The 16642-nt window shown below is 38.0% G+C and carries 17 protein-coding genes; 4 read left to right on the forward strand and 13 right to left on the reverse strand.

What is annotated here, in order from left to right; genetic code table 11:
• Window positions 1-72 precede the first annotated feature (72 nt).
• A complete protein-coding gene (locus tag OB69_RS05115; RefSeq protein WP_053222629.1) occupies window positions 73-612 on the forward strand; it encodes a c-type cytochrome in 540 nt (179 codons plus the stop codon).
• 55 nt (window positions 613-667) lie between these two features.
• On the opposite strand, the gene OB69_RS05120 is transcribed toward OB69_RS05115, so the two are convergent.
• From OB69_RS05120 to OB69_RS05145, 6 genes are all read right to left on the reverse strand, one after another.
• Window positions 668-1996, reverse strand: coding sequence for a Gfo/Idh/MocA family protein (locus tag OB69_RS05120; protein WP_053222630.1), 1329 nt, complete (start codon window positions 1994-1996; stop codon window positions 668-670).
• 65 nt (window positions 1997-2061) lie between these two features.
• The gene (locus tag OB69_RS05125) at window positions 2062-2781 is read right to left on the reverse strand and encodes a 3-keto-disaccharide hydrolase (RefSeq protein WP_053222631.1); all 720 of its coding nucleotides are present in this window, start codon (window positions 2779-2781) and stop codon (window positions 2062-2064) included.
• 65 nt (window positions 2782-2846) lie between these two features.
• Entirely contained in the window at window positions 2847-3467 is a 621-nt protein-coding gene (locus OB69_RS05130) for a 3-keto-disaccharide hydrolase (RefSeq protein ID WP_053222632.1), read from the reverse strand.
• A 110-nt stretch (window positions 3468-3577) separates the two neighbouring features.
• A complete protein-coding gene (locus tag OB69_RS05135; protein WP_053222633.1) occupies window positions 3578-4117 on the reverse strand; it encodes a HEAT repeat domain-containing protein in 540 nt (179 codons plus the stop codon).
• A 93-nt stretch (window positions 4118-4210) separates the two neighbouring features.
• The gene (locus tag OB69_RS05140) at window positions 4211-5251 is read right to left on the reverse strand and encodes a hybrid sensor histidine kinase/response regulator (protein ID WP_053222634.1); all 1041 of its coding nucleotides are present in this window, start codon (window positions 5249-5251) and stop codon (window positions 4211-4213) included.
• A 58-nt stretch (window positions 5252-5309) separates the two neighbouring features.
• Window positions 5310-7151 (reverse strand): PAS domain-containing sensor histidine kinase, encoded by a 1842-nt coding sequence (locus OB69_RS05145; protein WP_053222635.1) that lies wholly within the window; start codon window positions 7149-7151, stop codon window positions 5310-5312.
• Between the two features lie 176 nt (window positions 7152-7327).
• On the opposite strand from OB69_RS05145, the gene OB69_RS05150 reads away from it, so the two are divergent.
• A complete protein-coding gene (locus OB69_RS05150; RefSeq protein WP_053222636.1) occupies window positions 7328-8566 on the forward strand; it encodes a sterol desaturase family protein in 1239 nt (412 codons plus the stop codon).
• Window positions 8563-8934, forward strand: a complete 372-nt coding sequence (locus OB69_RS05155) for a hypothetical protein (RefSeq protein WP_053222637.1) — start codon at window positions 8563-8565, stop codon at window positions 8932-8934. Before OB69_RS05150 ends, OB69_RS05155 begins: the two co-directional genes overlap by 4 nt.
• A gap of 260 nt (window positions 8935-9194) precedes the next feature.
• On the opposite strand, the gene OB69_RS05160 is transcribed toward OB69_RS05155, so the two are convergent.
• Window positions 9195-10025 carry a CvfB family protein gene (locus OB69_RS05160; protein ID WP_053222720.1) on the reverse strand — a complete coding sequence of 277 codons (831 nt, stop codon included), beginning with the start codon at window positions 10023-10025 and terminating at the stop codon, window positions 9195-9197.
• Between the two features lie 51 nt (window positions 10026-10076).
• On the opposite strand from OB69_RS05160, the gene OB69_RS05165 reads away from it, so the two are divergent.
• On the forward strand, window positions 10077-11174 hold the full coding sequence (locus OB69_RS05165) for an endonuclease/exonuclease/phosphatase family protein (protein WP_053222638.1): 1098 nt from the start codon (window positions 10077-10079) through the stop codon (window positions 11172-11174).
• Window positions 11175-11183: 9 nt separating this feature from the next.
• Here OB69_RS05165 and OB69_RS05170 read toward each other — a convergent pair whose 3' ends face one another.
• From OB69_RS05170 to OB69_RS05195, 6 genes are all read right to left on the reverse strand, one after another.
• Window positions 11184-11762: a YqaA family protein gene (locus tag OB69_RS05170; protein WP_053222639.1), complete on the reverse strand. Its 579-nt coding sequence runs from the start codon at window positions 11760-11762 to the stop codon at window positions 11184-11186.
• Window positions 11763-11787: 25 nt separating this feature from the next.
• Window positions 11788-13140 carry a M24 family metallopeptidase gene (locus OB69_RS05175; RefSeq protein ID WP_053222640.1) on the reverse strand — a complete coding sequence of 451 codons (1353 nt, stop codon included), beginning with the start codon at window positions 13138-13140 and terminating at the stop codon, window positions 11788-11790.
• A gap of 83 nt (window positions 13141-13223) precedes the next feature.
• A complete protein-coding gene (locus OB69_RS05180; protein ID WP_053222641.1) occupies window positions 13224-14249 on the reverse strand; it encodes a c-type cytochrome in 1026 nt (341 codons plus the stop codon).
• Between the two features lie 9 nt (window positions 14250-14258).
• Window positions 14259-15608 (reverse strand): hypothetical protein, encoded by a 1350-nt coding sequence (locus OB69_RS05185; protein ID WP_053222642.1) that lies wholly within the window; start codon window positions 15606-15608, stop codon window positions 14259-14261.
• 5 nt (window positions 15609-15613) lie between these two features.
• Entirely contained in the window at window positions 15614-16027 is a 414-nt protein-coding gene (locus tag OB69_RS05190) for a YeeE/YedE family protein (RefSeq protein WP_053222643.1), read from the reverse strand.
• Between the two features lie 10 nt (window positions 16028-16037).
• Window positions 16038-16613: a YeeE/YedE family protein gene (locus OB69_RS05195; protein ID WP_053222644.1), complete on the reverse strand. Its 576-nt coding sequence runs from the start codon at window positions 16611-16613 to the stop codon at window positions 16038-16040.
• Window positions 16614-16642: the final 29 nt, after the last annotated feature.

Raw genomic sequence — 16642 nt, forward strand, 5'->3', positions numbered from 1 at the left:
AATTAGAAATGTGTCTATTTACTTCGGGCTGCGTTAGCAGATTTTTTTCAACTTGATGAGACATTAAATTACATGAAACAGAAAAACATATTTTTGGCCTTAGGCCTATTATTTACAGTTATGTTATCAGCATTGGGCTGTAATAGTAAAAGCAATGTTAGCACAGAAGAGACTCAAAACTCGACCGATCAACCCACAGAGGTTATGGCGAATATTGATGCCGCTAACTTGCTTACAACAGTTTGTTATGCCTGTCATAACCCAAAAAGTGGTTCGCATGATGAAATGCTCGCTCCGCCCCTCGTTGGTGTAAAACAGCATTACTTAAATGCTACTGAAGGTCGTGACGGTTTTGTGGAACGCATGGCTGCATTCGTTATGAATCCGAAAGAAGAATCTGCATTGATGAAGGGACCTATAAGACGGTTTGGATTAATGCCTAAGCCGCCAGTAACTGATGAGCAAATTAAGGCGATTGTTGCTTTTATTTATGATAATGAGCTTGCAGCTCCTGATTGGTTTGCGAAGCACGAAGAAGATATGCATGGCACGGATAATACGGTTGGCTATAATGTATACAGTTTAGCACAACAAAAAAGTCCCAGCCGTTGATTCGACTGGGACTCTAAGTGATAAAATAAGTTCTTAGGAAATGAACCGAAGTCCATTAGAATTTTCGATACTCACCATCTAAAAAGGCATTGGCCTCTTCTTCTTTAAAACGGGCAGTTTGGCTGTTCCAGTGTAGTTTTTTGTTTGGGAATCGACCAGCGATAACACCTAATAGTATGGTTTCTGTCAGTCGAGCAGCGTATGAAAATGGTGCACTGACTTGATCTTTTCCCATACAGGCGTCTACAAACTGGTGATAATGCTTTTTACTCTCTGCACCATAGTCTTCCGTAGGACTACCTACATTTGAGAAAGGCTCCAAATCTATATCCACATATTCACCTTTCACAATGTGCTTAGGTAATTGCATAAAGTGCGGTAATAACAGTCTCCCTTTCTCACCAACAAACATAGCTCCTTGGTCAGGAAGTTGGTCGCCATTTGGCAACTTCAAGTCTTTATGGTTTTTAGGCGCTCCCGGGCCATCGTACCAAACCCATTTAAATTTCTTGGTGGTATACTCTGTCCCTGGAAATTCGTAAGTAACAATATTGTTTTCTGGAAAACCAAAACCTGTTGGTTTTCGGCATTTAGTGCGAATAGTTTTTGGAATATCTAAGGCCAAGGCATTGTAAGGAGTATCGAAAATATGTACGCCCATATCTCCTAAAGTTCCACAGCCATAATCCATAATTTTTCTCCAGTTCCCTGGATGATAAACTCCTTCTTTGTATGGTCTTTCAGGGGCTGTTCCTAACCAAAGGTTCCAATCTAAAGTATCAGGCACAGGGTCGCTTCCTTCAGGTGCTGGACCATCAAAACCCCAGTTCTTTGGAGACCAAGCGTGCACAGCTTTTACTTTACCGATTATACCTGATTGTATTAAGGCTGTTCCTAATTTGTAATCATAAAATGAATGCACTTGAATACCCATTTGGGTAACTAAGTTCTTCTCTTCTGCCATTTTACGCATGGCCCTGGCCTCAGTAACGTGGTGGGTCAATGGTTTTTGACAATACACAGGCTTATTCATTTCCATGGCCATCATTGAAGCAGGTGCGTGTGTGTGGTCTGGTGTAGAAACCACAACTGCATCAATGTCACTTCCGATCTCTTTCAACATTTGACGATAATCAGTATAGGTTTTAGCCTTGGGATGCATTTTAAGCGCAGCAGCCAGATTTTTAGCGTCTACATCGCAAAGGGCAGTAACTTCTACCGCGGGGTGCGATGCGATGGCTTTCAAGTCTTCCATACCCATTCCTCCTACTCCAATATGGGCAGTTCTAAGTTTATCGTTCTTAGCTAAAGCCCAAAGAGATGAGGGCAACATAGAAGCTGAGGTAATTATGGCAGCGCTTTTTAAAAAGTCTCTTTTGTTCATAATAATGAATTAATGAGGTAATTAATTAATGGATAAATGAAAGAATGAGTCAATAAAGAAATTAATTATAGTTTTCTGATTTTGATGTTCTTAAACCAAAGCGGACTGTCGTGGTCTTGTAAACCGATATAGCCTGTTTTGAACGAACCGTATTTTGGGTAATCTTTCCATTTTCCAGCAGCCTTGCGTGCATACCAATCTTCTGACCATGGCACAAAAGACACAATCATTTTCCCATTCAACCAATGCTCTACTCGCTCTGGGGTGAAAATAATTCTTGTTGTGTTCCACTCTCCTGCTGGCTTTACAATTTTTTGAGTAGTATCAGGTAAGTGCATGGCGTAATCTGCACCTGTCTTTTGCCATTCTTGGAGTTTGGCATTATTGATTTCCTCCCATTTAAGGTCATCTAGCAATTGGTATTCAGGAGCTACAGCTGCTGGGCCTCCTTCAATGCCTTCTTTCAAATGATAGAAAACACCACTGTTTCCACCTTCTGGAATTTTCCATTCTAAATACAATTCAAAGTTGTCAAACTCTTCTGCAGCATAAATAATATCTTTTCCTCCTTGGTGGTCAGATTCTAATCGCTTTTCGGTATCGAAGGTTAGTGCGCCATCTTCGATAACCCATTGCGCAGGAAGTTTATCTCCATTATATGCCCTCCAACCCTCTGTGGTGGTGCCGTCAAATAGGTGAATCCAGCCATCGTCTTCAGTTTGAGAATTAGTACTACAAGCCGAAACAGTGGCTGCTAAAAATGTAAGTAGAAAGAGTTTTTTCATATTTAAGGTTGTTGAATTTGAAATTATGGTTTTGATTAGTTTTCGAGGAAACAATGCCAAGAAGTTTATTCTGCCACTATCGGGGTTAATTTTATGTTCTTCCAGCTTACTTTAATTCCTCCGCCATCGTGAATCTGAAGTGCTACTGCGCCCTTTCCAGCACCAATTTTTTCATCTACTAAGTGTACCATTTGAGTGCCATTTAGCCAAGTGGTAACTTCAGGCCCTTCCACTCTAATTTTCATGGTATTCCACTCTCCCATTTTTAATACTTTGTCTTTTTCCGGATCAGGTTGAATTAACCAACCACGCCCATAAGATTCGTAAATACCACCCGTATTATCACCAGGAGGAGCTACTTCTACTTGCCATCCGCTCACTTTAGTACCTTCAACAGTCGATCGGATAAACACTCCGCTATTGCCGTTGGCTTCTTGTTTAAAATCAAGTGTCAATTCAAAATCATCATAAAAGTCTTCCGTAGAAAGATAACCGTATTGGGCAGCAGGGCCACTTTCGCAAACCAGCAGTCCATCTTCTACATACCATTTTTCTTCACCGTGATTCACCCAACCATCTAAATTTTCACCGTTGAATAATTCAATGGTATTTGATTTTGGAGTGCATCCTGCAAAAAAGAGTGATAAAACGATTGTAGCAATCGAATATTTGGGATTAAATCTCATAAAGCGTATCTAGTTTGGCCTATGGGCAAATTGAAAAAAATATCTAGCGCTGAATGTAAAGAATTACTCGGTTAAAAACGAAAGAAAATAGCTGACTGGTTAAATCACAATTAATTCTCGCTTTCGAGATTCTCTAAAAAACTCTTCAAATCATTTAGCCTTTGTTCGACTTCGATTTTTTGAAGGGCAAAAGCTTCGTCTTGTTTTACATTATTAGAATAATGTGCCCAATGCTTCTGCGCTTTTTTTAACACACGAGGTGTGATATTAAATTCTTTATGATCAAGTAAGTCTTCGGCTATTTTTGACACTTTAAAGCTTCCAAAAAGATAGAGTTTAAAAAGGTCTACGTAATTATTGCTTACATCAAATCCTTCAAGAGACATTAAAAGATCACCGAGAATTTCTTTGTTTTCTTTCTTATCAAATGCTTCGAAAAGTGGGGATAAAGCCGCTGAATTATTTTCCACCAAGCCTAAGGTTCTGGCAGCCATAAAGCGTGTTTCAGGGTTAGGATCGTTGAGCAAAGCAATCATTGCATTTACTACTTCTTCAGAACCAATACTTCCTAAATAATTTGAAGCGTTGAAGCTTTTGTCGTTTAGCTCGCCTGTGAGTTCTTTCAGTGCATTAGTGATTTCTATGGTCATTTGAAGGATTGGTTAGGTTTCGAAATTACATAAAATACTAGTAAGCACAATTGATCAACAAACGAGTAATTGCATTATCAACACTATTGGTCTTTAACACATTGGAAAGCTGATCTCATAGGAAGTACCTTCTCCCTTTTTCGACTTAAGAATGCATGTACCATTCAGCAGCTTTATTCTGCTGTCAATATTATTAATCCCAAATGTTGATTTAGTTTTTTTAATAGTTGACAGATCGAACCCACAGCCATTATCTTTAATTAGAATGTTGACAATGTTCTCTTGTTGAGTCATAGAAACGAGACAGTGCGTGGCCTGTGCATGCTTAATCATGTTATTGAATACTTCCTGCATAACCCTATAGATAGTCATGTATTTATCATCCGATATTTGGTCAGAATCAATCTGATATTCAAAGTCAACTTTTATGCTGGCCAGTGAACGAATATCTTCCATCAATTCATTCAATGCTAGCTTCATTCCGATATTCTGAAAAGCATTAGGTACAAGTGAATGAGCTATATTTCGAACCTCGTCTACGGAATTCTTTAAATGCTTCCTAGTTTTATCCATAAGAGCACTGTACTCTTCATTTACATTTTGGCTTTTCTTAATCAGTAAATCTAAGGTCAGCAAGCTTATTGTTAAAGTCTGAACCACTCCATCATGCAAATCTCTGGCAATCCTTGTTCTTTCTGTTTCCGCCCCTTTAATAATGGCATTAACGTAATTCCGCTCCATTTTATACCTATCCATGTACCATTGATGTCGTTCAATAGAGTATTCAATAGATTTCATTAGGTCTTTTGGTTGATAAACTCCTTTGACTAAATAATCTTGGGCACCACTCTTAATAATCTCTTTAGCTGTTTCTTGATCTTCAAGGCCAGTAAGAACAATAATTGGAAATTTTGGTGAACAACTCATAAGTGACTCAAAGCTCTGAATACCGGTGGTGTCGGGTAGTGTTAAGTCTAGAAAGGCCAAATCAAATGTTTCGTTCTTTAACAATTCTCTAACTTCTAATGAAGTAGAAAGTGCAGTCACATTGGAATCAGAAAGCCCTATCAATCGGAGGTATTCATTGAAAAGAAATACATCATTTTCATTATCCTCAATGAGTAAAATGTCCATAGTACATTATTTTAAGTTCGTAGTTTGGCCTAATAGATTTATGTCTGTCGGCAATTTTCTATGCTTTTGGTATAGTAAAATAAAAAGTTGTGCCCACTCCTTTTTCAGAATCAATCCAGATTTGGCCATTATGTTGGTTAACGACTCTTTTACATAGCGCCAAACCAATTCCATTACCTTCATATTGAACCCTTGAATGTAGTCTTCTGAAAGGCTCAAAAATTGACTCATGGTACTCAGGGTCTATTCCAATTCCGTTATCAGATATTTCAAATAAATATACTCCTTCATTCAGCTTCCAATCTATGCGAATTTCCGGAGTAGAATTCGTTTTTTTAAACTTGATGGCATTTGAAATTAAGTTCTGAAAAAGAATGTTGATTCTTCTTGAGTCACATTGTAGAGTTGGTAGTTTGTTTTTTGTAGTAATATTGACTTTGGATTCATTGATACTCGTAGCGAGGTCCTGCTCTAATTCACGAAACATGGCATCGAGATCCGTCATTTCAATTATCAAATCGTTGTTTTCTAGTCTTGAAAAAGAAAGTAGATCTGATATAAGGCCTTTCATGCGTCCAGCCCCTTTTTCAATAATTTCTAAGTATTTTTCACAGTTCTCGTCAACTTCACCAATTTCCATTCTGAGCAATTGAATGAAGCTGGTAATGGTTCTTAAAGGTTCTTGTAGATCGTGTGAGGCAACGTAGGCAAATTGCTTTAGTTCATCATTTTTCTTTTCTAGAAGCTCATTATATAACATCATAGATTCTTGAATCTGGATGTCTAATGTGTGGTCTTTTACTGCCCCTCTAACAACAATTACATTACCCGATTTATCAAATACACACTCTCCTTTTACGTGAATATGTTTTACCTTCTCTCCTATTTTGATTTTATGCTCAACATTGAAGTCTACTCCATTGGTTACGGTTTTTTCAATGGCTTTTTGAATTCTTTTTAAATCATCTGCATGAATGTAGTCAATATAGTTCTGTACAGTGAGAATTTTATCAGGGTTATATTCTCTTTCAAATAAATCATAGGTGCCTTTTGACCAATATAAATCATCAGTAGATACAAACCATTCCCAACTTCCTACTTTCGAAAGTTGTTCGGTTGTTTCAAGAAGGCGGGTTTTGCTTTTGAGTTTATGCTGAAGTTGATAACGATCAGTTATTAATCTGCCTTCTGGAATAAGTAAAGTTACTTCCCCTTTTTCATTAAGGATTGGGCGTATCGAAAAATCAACTGTCTCTCTAACATTAGCACCAATCACATGAGCATCAAACCTTATAAACTCGCCTTTTGCAGCCTTTTGAACCGATGAAATAAGGTTTGTTCTATCTTCCTCTTCTTGATATAAATCAGAAATTTCCCATATTTTTTTCCCAATAAGCTCATCTCTGGTTTTGCCGGAAAATCGAGTAATGGCTTTGTTTACTTCAATGAGCGTTCCATCGGTCTTCATCAACCCAATGAACTGAAACGTATTGTCAAAAATGCCCTGAATTTTCGTCTGCTGATCTTTTATTTCATCTTGAAGCAACTTGGCTTCAGAAACATCTTTTACAAAAGAAATAACAGTCTTCTGACCATCCATCTTTTCTCCCATAAATACGCTAAGCTCTGCCCAAAGCACTTTTCCTGATTTTGTAATATATCTTTTACTAGTTTTATATTGATCAATTTCCCCACGAATCAAACTATTAAGTAACTCTTTGTTGTACTTTATATCTTCAGGGTGAGTAATCTGCGCGAAATTCATCTCTACCAACTCTTCGTTAGCGTAACCTAGTAAACTAGAGAAAGTCTTATTTGCTTTAATTATCTTACCTTCACTATTTATGAGAGCAATGCCTATTACTGGGTTGTTAAAGATTTGGTTAAAAATGACTTTCATAAAAAGTGTCGATCATTGACTAGCATTATAAATTAAACTAAACATAAGCATATTTAAGCACAAAATCACACTCAATTTTGCGTAATGATTGCTTAATTACCACAATAGGACTTATGTTTAAAAACGCTTGAAACTTATTACCGAAGGTTATACATTAGGAAACTGATCGTTACAGTATGATAATTGACCCGACCGTTATTGCTATACCCGTTTATTTTCTTTTGATAGGAATTGAACTCATTGTACATCGCGTTCAAGCAGTAAAATCATACCGCCTTAATGATGCCATAACAAATATTAATTGTGGTGTAACCTCACAAGTAACAGGAGCTTTTCTCAAAGTATTGAGCATAGGAGTTTATACTTTAATATTTGAGAAATTTAGAATAATAGAATTGCAAAACACAGCTCTTGTTTGGATAATGGCATTTATAGCTTACGACTTTTTCTATTACTGGGCTCACAGAATGAGTCATCAAGTAAATTTGTTTTGGGGTGGCCACAGCGTGCATCATCAAAGTGAAGAATATAACCTTTCTGTTGCCTTGCGGCAGAGTTCAACCCAAACTGTTTGGACCTTTGCCTTCTATATACCCATGGCTATTGTAGGTGTTCACCCTATTCTTTTAGTTTCGGTTTCAGGGTTCAATTTGCTATATCAATTCTGGATACATACCGAGTCGATCAACAAACTTCCTCGCTGGTTTGAGGCAATTTTTAATACGCCATCACATCATAGGGTTCATCATGCCAGAAACCCAAAATACATTGATAAGAACCATGCTGGAACATTTATAGTTTGGGATAAACTATTCGGCACATTTAAAGCTGAAGAAGAAAGACCTGTTTATGGTATCACAAAAAACCTCAACAGTTGGAACCCAATTTGGGCAAATATTGCGCATTATTCCGACATGTGGAGTGATGTCAAAACTATTCCAAAGTGGAGTGATAAGTTCAGATATGTTTTTGAAAAGCCAGGCTGGTTACCAGATTACATGGGTGGATATAGAGCACCAGAAGAAGTTGATTTAATTAAGTATAGAAAATTTGACACCCATACTGCTGCCAAACTAAACGTTTATGTATTGGTGCAGTACATCATTTTACTGGCTGGAACAGCCATGTTCCTTTTCAATTTAGATAAAATGGGCACCTCAGATAAGCTAATTTTTGCGGGAGTTATTATTTACTCGGTAGTAAGCTTTGGTGCTTTATTTGAAAACCGTAATTGGGGTTTCGCCATGGAATCGTTAAGGTTGATTTTTTTAGCACTCACAACGTTCTATGCATTTTTTGGCCTTAATCCCGATCCCATAATGATTACAGTAGCTGCCGCTATTCTTATCATGTTTCAAATTTGGTTGATGCTGGTGCGCAAAGTACCTTTGCCAGCCAAAGCCCAATTGAAATGAAGTCATCAAAACTGGTTGTAATTATTCTCTCATTCTCATTACTTATCACAGCTTGTACAAAAAAAACAGAAGTTGGTGATTTCGATTCTGCAAAATGGATTGGAGATCAAAACGGCTGTTTGAATCAGAGGTCTGAAATGGTACAGGACTTAATAAAAATCAAACCGAACCTATTGGCCTTATATCATAAATCAATAATAGAAGTATTGGGTAAGCCCGATGCTGAAGAACTTTACGAACGAAGTCAAACTTATTATTGGTACTATATTGATCCTTCTCCTAAGTGCGATCAACCTTCGGAAAACCCTAGAAAATTATCGATTCGTTTTACTGCAATGGGCATAGCCAACGAAATTGATATTAAGTAGCGATAAATGGATTTTCCTAATAACAGCTGTAAAACGCGGTATTACCACCTAAAAAATCCGTTATTCTATTTATTATAAAATAATATTTTACAATTCGGGAAAATTACCTAATTTAATGGTGCCTATCAATCTAGCAATGATAGGTACTAACAAGCTTTAAGCCCTCTGTTTTCGAATGGAGTGTGTTAGTTTAATTAAACTAAGTTTAAGTTAGTTTTAGTTTTATAGGTAGTTTATGTGAAGGTTAGTCTCTCCTCAGGCTAACCTTCCGCTTTTAAACGCACCTCGTGATCAAAAATTTCTATTTGACCAGCTTTATACAAGCCTCCTAAAATATTCTTGAAGTTCTTTTTACTCATACCCAGCTTATACTTAATTTCTTCTGGGTTACTTTTATCTCCTAATGCCAAGCTACCAGTAGCTTTAATTTTATCCAACACCAGCTGGCTCATGTCCTTTACGGCTTCATAACCTTGCTTTTGTAGCGAAATATCTATTTTACCATCTTCTCTAATGGCCTTTACAAAGGCAGTCCGCTCATCACCAAGCTCAACATGGTCAAAGATTTCGTTATGGAAAATCAAGCCTTGAAAGGTTTTGTTGATGATTACCTTATAACCCAAAGTTGTTTCTTGCCAAATTAAAATGTTAACCTCCTCTCCTTCTTGCAGTTCATCATGATGCTGGCTAAGAAAAGGACCGATCTTAGAGGTTCCAATCATTCGATTAGTTTTAAAATCTAGTAACACCTTAACAACGTACTTTCTACCCACTTCCATTTTTTGACCTTGTTCTTTAAAAGGAACCATTAAGTCCTTTTCTAAACCTATGTCCATAAATGCGCCAACACTGGTGACTTGTTTTACTTCTAAACTTGCAATATCACCTACTTTAGCTAAGGGTTGAGCAGTAACCGCTACAGGTCGGCCAAGTGAATCAACATAAACAAAGACTTCAATTTCATCTCCAATACTGGTATCGGAAGGCACATATTTCATTGGCAAAAGAATATCTTCTTCGCCATTAGTTAAGTATAGACCAAAATCTACTTCACGAGCTACTTTTAATGTGTGATTTTTACCTATTTCCATGCCCATTATGATTTATCTTTTAACTAATTTGGTTCACTGATTGACAAAGTTATGATTAACCAATCGTGTTTTAGGTATTATGGTCAAAAAATAAACGCTGTATTATGCGGTTACTTCTTATTGATCTCTGTCCATGTTTATGGTCAAAAAGCGTATTTGGCCAGCGAATCCTTTGATCCAAGTCCAAGAAATGAAGATAGGGTCAGACTTGCCTTCTACAATGTAGAAAACCTTTTCGATTACTTTGATGATAGTTTAACGATAGACGAACAGTTTTTACCTCGAGGAGATCATTATTGGACCAAAGCACGCTATACTGAAAAACAGAATAAGTTAGCCAAAACCATTTTGGCGATGGGCGGATGGGACGCCCCTGAATTAATTGGTTTTTGCGAAGTTGAAAATAGGTATGTATTAGAGTCCTTGACACAGTTTACGCAGCTTAAATCGCTAGGATATGAAATTATACATATAGACTCTAGAGACGCAAGAGGAATTGATGTGGCTGCTATTTACAGACCCGATAAGCTCAAATTGTTGAATTACGAATATTACCAACTCAATTTTCCCTTTGACACTGCAAGTCGTACTCGCGATATTTTACATACAGTAATGGAGCTACCTAATAAAGATACCCTGCATTTCTTTGTAAATCATTGGCCATCAAAATTTGGAGGTGAATTTGAAACACAACCTAAACGTATGTTTGCAGCTCAGTTTGTTAGAGCAAAGGCAGACTCTTTGCTTAAATTAAACCCTAATGCTCATATTGTAATTACGGGTGACTTTAATGACGAACCTGAAGAGGAAAGTATGCTGAATGGACTAAGCGTTAATACTGACATTAATGCGCTTAAGCCTACAGACCTTTATAATTTAATGTACGAACTAAGGTTTGTGGCTGGCACTCATAGTTTTGAAAACAAATGGGGAATACTGGATCAGTTTGTGGTTTCTGGCAATTTACTGTTGAAACAATCTAGAACCCGCGTTCGTGATCGAACGGCTCAAATATTTGATATGGACTTCTTAATTATGGAAGGCGCTACTGGAGCAAGAAGGCCATTTAGAACCTATCAAGGCCCAAAGTACATTGGGGGTTATAGCGATCACCTGCCCATCATTCTAGACTTAATTTTAGCTTATTAAGCTTCTAGGTTAAATATAACCATCCAATTGCCATACTATAATTCCATATACCACAAACCTTAAAATTCTGAATGAGGAGTAAATGAAATACTTTTTAGCTGGGTACGACATTGAACCCGTAAACAAGCTGATGAGTGAAAATGGAAGTGGAGTTAAAGCGGCAACTATAATAAATCCTCCCCCATACTGTTCATAGCGCCTCTGAAATTTGCGTAGTCGTCTTTTAAAAATGCGGTGAAAGAACTTCTTGGTACTGATCTTTTTCCCAACCCAATAATTAACCCAACCGGCAAAGAGTGAAATAACCGTCATTGTAGCTACAATTCCCGTATAAACCATAATTGGGTCATCAATGGACCATATCATAAAAAGTTCTGGAGGCAATATGCCCACGAAAATTTCGGAGATAAGGAAAATAACGAGCATAAGTCCATAATCATCTGAAACCCAATGCTCGATGGCGTCATGCTGTTCTTGAAAATAACTCTTAAAAAGTATAATGGCGAGAACCAGAACAGCCAAATATAAAAAGCCCTTAATCAGGTTTTTAGTAAAGTAGTTATAGAAACCCTTTTTCTGCTTTTTCATCTGCTGAATCTAATCAACTTAAGACTTATTTAGATCTTGCTGGCAACCTTGGAATGGTCATTATTTCATTCTGACGACCATCAATGTACCAAACACCCGATTTATCGAAAAAGGCCTCTTCTTCCAACATTATTCGAATTTCTTTTTTCCATTCTTGAATATATGTTGCAGCATTCAATTCAATTGAATAGGCAGTATTAAGATGCAAAGGGTAATCGCCTGTAACTGGTACGCCTCCTTGCGAATCCCACATACCCAAGGTAGTGCCTGATGCGTGACCATGATACCCAATTGGATGGGTATAAATTGAAGGTTTTATACCTTCAGCAATGGCTTGTTCGCGAGACATTTTTAGTACTTCGTTGCCCGTTCTTCCTTCTTTAAAATTATTGGTGAAAATATCTTGAAGACGATTTCCATTTTTAAATGCTGTTTGTAAATATAGAGGTACTTCTGTTTCACCTGGGCGTAAAACATAGGCATGTTGCTGCTGGTCAGTGTTGAGTCTTAAGTAAGTAATTCCGAAATCGCAATGCAAAAGGTCGCCCGGAAGTATAACATTCTTTTCTGGTCGTTTAGAAAAAGTGCGTAAATGATCAAAGTTTTCTGGATCGGCCCTTTGTACATCAACTGTGGGGTGAAACCATGTTTGAAGACCAAGTTCTACCACTTTATCGCGCATCCACCACACTACATCTTCAGTAGTTGTTACTCCGGGGGTAATCACTTTGTCGGAGAAGGCTTCTTGGATAATCATGTGTGAAATTCGAACGATATGCGGATAAATTGCCATTTCTGCTTCTGTCCGGGTTTCTAACCAACCAATAGCTACTTTTTCTGCCGAGATGATTTTTGCTTGATCTTTCTTATCTAAAGCAGCAGTAAACTCTTCTAAATCGGTGGCTACTACCCCGTCTGTAATTCCAAAATACTTAGATTTATTGACAGCAATTTTCTTTGGGTTTCTTTCACGAATAATTTCAGCTACTCGTGCCCATTGGTCAGGTTGTTCTTCAGGGTTCCAAGCACTTTTAAAGCTTGAGCCTACATCGTAACGGGCTACGGCAATCGATTCAATTCCTTCCTTTTCCCCACGATCGAACATGATTAGAATTGTTCTTCTTCTAGCCGCTAGCCAAGTTGCTGGCAATAAAGTCTTGATTACGGGATCTTCATTGTATTCACGAGACATCACTACCCACATATCTACCCCTTCTCTTCTCATGATGCTTGGGAGGTAATTCTGAATTTTATCTTCCAGTAACCGATCAATAGTTTCGGCCCTGTCTTTCATAGAAAGAATGTGAGTACTATTGGCTTGAGCGTGTGCGGATGAAATGGCAAAGGCCAGAAAGGCAAGTGTCAGAAATTTCTTCATGGTTTAAGGTTGTTTCCTAAAGCTATACAGATTTCCACTATACACAAAACCTAACACCATTGTAGACTAAAGAATCCTTCTTACTATTTCGATTTCTTCATGCCAAACTCTTTTTCGTAATATTCCATTATGGGTTGAAATGGGCCATATTTATGCTGCTCAGCGGAAAAAGCGTCTGTCCATGGACCATAAGGTGTGGAAACAGGTTTAAGTTTCTTATCAGGGAAATCGAGCTCTTTATTCGCCTTTTCTGGTCGGTCGAAACTGTTGATATATGCCGCTACATGATAAGCCTCTTCATCGGATAAAACAGGGTTATCCCAAGTGGCTTGTAAATATGGCATGTTACCCTTTATAAATTCTGCTGCGGTAATTACTCTGTGCATTCCAGCGCCATCATTAAAGGTATCATTGCCCCAAAGTGGTGGGTATTGATAAAGGCTGTTTTCATTAAGTCTTACCCCTTGACCATCGGCACCATGACAGCTTACACAATTTTTTTCATAAATAGTTTTCCCAGTTAACAAATCAGCCTTTACGTTCGGTAATTCGACCTTAACAAAGCCTTTATAGATATCCACTTTTTCTTCGGGCACATCTTCACTCAGCCACTTGATATAAGCAATCATGGCTTTCATTTCTAAGCTGGTTTCAGGTAATGAATCACCGTTCATGCTACGTTGCATACAGCCATTGATACGCTCTTCAAGAGTACCTATTTTATTTTCCCTCCCTCTAAACTGTGGGAATCGGTTAAAAACTCCAACAAAAGACCCAGCACCAGGTTTGGTGCCAGCCTCTAAATGACAATTCTGACAGGTGAGATTATTGCCTGCCAAACGCTTTTTTTCGTCAGCTGACAGTGGCCCAATATACTGTGGGGTTTTGGTGATCAATTCGTGACCAAACCTAATCAATGAAGTCTGACTTTCACCTTCTAAATCAGTAAGTACTGAGCGGGGTTTCCAATTGGCGGGGTCTACTTTTTTTGAGCGAAATGCTTCTGGATTAAATTGAAGCATCAAAACAAAAACAATTAGAACTACTAAAACCGACAATATCAGTTTCAGTATTTGACTAATCGCTTTTATTCCTTCAATAGGGTTCATTTTCCAATTTTAGAAAATGTAACTCAAAATCAAGTCAGAATGAAAGAAATCGGCACGATTAATTAGATAAGCGGAATTTGAAACCGTTTCTCCGGCCAAAAATCGTCCGGCCACATAGAGTTCTGCCGAAAAACCACGAAACTTATTTTTAGGGCTATACTTAATTGAACCATCTAAATGAGCAGTAGATGGTACTTGATATTTATTCGTAGAAGCATCTGTTGGATTTGGTAAACTATGGTAGCCTAAACTTGAAAACATATTGAGCTTATAGTTTTCTTGCTCTAAACTACTTTCCCATTTCACAACTACTGCTGTAACATCACTAATCCCTTCCACCCTAGTTCTTCTTTGGAAAGTATAGAAGGGCTCTTTCCCCCATTCTCTAGGCAAAAGTAGTCGACTTCCATCTCCAATTCTTGTGAAGGCTAAAGACAAAGCGCTTTTTGAAATGTCCTTCTTTACCATAAACCCAAAACCACTCGCAGATTCATCTTGCTTGTACTGAAGAATGCCAGAATTATTCCCTCCATTTCCTACTTTGGTTTGGTAAATAAACTGACCAGCAATATGCCAATTCTTATCCTCTCCTACATCAAATTTAGCTTCTGTAAAAATTGTGTTCGAAATATTGTCGGTGTAATAATTCCAAAATGCTAAATCTAGACCACCCGAGAATCGGTAGCCTAATTTTGTGATGGCTACAAAATTGGAATTAGTAGCTGTCCAGTATTGACTACCGCTGCCGTCTGTTCCCACACCAAGGCCTCCAGCCCCTATGGTATTACCAATATTCTCGAAATCTCCTGAAAATCGAGAGGCAATTCTGTCAATAAATGCGGCTTCGGCATTAAAACCTACCAAGGGTTGATACTTATACCAAAGTCCTTTTAGCGCATTTGGAAATGGCCAGCCCTCTCCATTTATGGTTGGTGAGTCTTCGATAAACCTACCCACTCTAATCAAATGACTATCGAACTTAAAATCGAGATAAAGTTCAGGTAAACTAAATTCTGCTGAGCCAGACATTAGCCTACTGTTCCAAAGGTTGGCTTCATAAATCGGCCCTGAACCTGTTGTTTGATCTCTTTTGTCAATTCCGTCTGTACCATAATGAATCAATCCATTTCCAGAAACCCCAAATTTAAGCCAGTCGCGCAGCTTAATATGATAGCCAACTTTACCATAAGATGTTAGGATAGAGAAATCCTCTAAGTTTCCTTTATTGGAAGTTTGCATGTAGCGGGTGGTAACTGATCCAGACCAAAAACCACGTTCCCTTTCTCCTTCTTGGGCTAAAGCTGTAACAAATGGAAGGTTAAAAAAGCAAATCAAAAATAAAGAACGAGTCCGTTTCATAGTTTCTAATGTGGTAGTTTATGTCTTATTTTTCCGTAAACAAAAGTGCCCAAAAGCCCCGATGCGATGGCCACGAAAATAACAAACACACCATTACCAGCCAAAATAAACATAGGGCCTGGGCAGGCTCCGGTTAACGCCCAACCAAAACCAAAGATGATTCCGCCAAGTAAGTAACGCCAAATAGAGAGTTTCTTTGGTGCTATGACAATAGGTTCGCCCTTGGCATCTTTCATTTTGGTTCGCTTGATAATTTGAGTGATTATCACTCCTAAAACTACAGCAGAGCCTATAACCCCATACATATGAAACGACTGAAAACGAAACATTTCATAAATTCTGAACCATGAAATTAATTCTGCCTTGGTAAGTACAATACCGAATACAGTACCTAATATTAAATATTTAAAGTATTTCATTATCAGTAATTTAAGCAGTTAATATTAAAGGAAGAATAAAGTAGGTAATGGTGAGTCCACCGATAAAGAAACCAATGACAGCGATTAAAGAAGCAGGCTGCAAATCGCTCAAACCTGAAATGGCATGCCCTGAGGTGCAGCCGCCCGCATAGCGTGTTCCGAACCCAACACAGAAACCACCTAAAACAATAAATATCAATCCTTTCAGTGTGAACAGTGACTCGAAACTAAAAATGGACATTGGCACAATGTCGGCACCAGGGTTTTCTAATCCGTAGCCTTGAAGTTCAGTTATGGTTTTCTCTGAAAGCGCAATAGCATCACCGGAAGACAGGTATTGACTAGCAATGAATCCACCCAAAATAGCTCCTATGGCAAACACCAAGTTCCAGGTTTGTTTTTTCCAATCGAAATCGAAGAAATCGCATGACTTGCCTGCGCCAAACATGGAGCAGATGGTTCTGAAGTTTGCAGAAAAACCAAAGCTGTTTCCGAAATAAATTAATGCAAACATTAATAATGCAATAGCCGGACCTGCAATCCACCATGGCCAAGGAGAGCTAACAATCTCAATAATATTATTCATAAGAAATCTGACGTGAGTAAAAAATAAAA

It is taken from the genome of Roseivirga seohaensis subsp. aquiponti, assembly GCF_001267955.1.
Classification (GTDB): Bacteria; Bacteroidota; Bacteroidia; order Cytophagales; family Cyclobacteriaceae; genus Roseivirga; species Roseivirga seohaensis.